Genomic DNA, 634 nt, shown 5'->3' with positions numbered 1-634 from the left:
ATGGAAGGTAGCTTACTTTTCCGTCTTTCTTTGAATTTAACGGCTCTGGCTAGGTCAATAGGAGCGATAGATAAGTATCCTTTTCGGATATGTCGATAGACAGTTGAGGAGCTGACATCAAGATTGTGAGTTTTGAGAATATGATAGATGTGTTGTCCTTTTTTAACACCATCAGAAATGACTTTGTCCATGTCCCAGAAGGTCTTGGAATTGAGGGGAGTTCCTTCACGAGATTCAACAAGAGTTTGTTCGTACTGCTTTTGAGCTTGTTTAGCAAGGTAGAAGATTTTCTGATAGCCACAATTTTGTCTTTTTTTAGGGCAACCATTACAGACAAATGGAGCCTTATCGAGCAAAGTGCAAGGAAGGTTATGGCATGTAGACTCTCGGACTTGTTTGTTTCGTTTGACTTCTTTAGAAACAGTTGTCGGATCTTTTAGAATGGATTGTCCAATAGCTTTGAAGGTTTCACCGCGCTCTAAACCTAATTGGATATCATTACGGTCTGAAAGGGTAAGATGTTTATATTTTGTCATAGTAGACCTCATTTCTAACTCAAACGTCTCACACTTAATTCCACCATAAAAATCCGTTTTAGACTAATTTCCACTTTGGTTGGGCAAGTGGAAGTTAC

General features: G+C 39.0%; 1 protein-coding gene. It reads right to left on the bottom strand.

Annotation, left to right across the window (positions count from 1 at the left end; genetic code table 11):
* Window positions 1-536: helix-turn-helix domain-containing protein (locus QM409_RS10740; protein WP_414305736.1), on the bottom strand; the 536-nt coding region annotated here is incomplete at its 3' end.
* Window positions 537-634: the final 98 nt, after the last annotated feature.

The organism is Streptococcus mitis (genome assembly GCF_047465045.1).
Lineage (GTDB): Bacteria > Bacillota > Bacilli > Lactobacillales > Streptococcaceae > Streptococcus > Streptococcus mitis_DT.
This window is presented reverse-complemented; position numbering and strand designations above follow the sequence as displayed.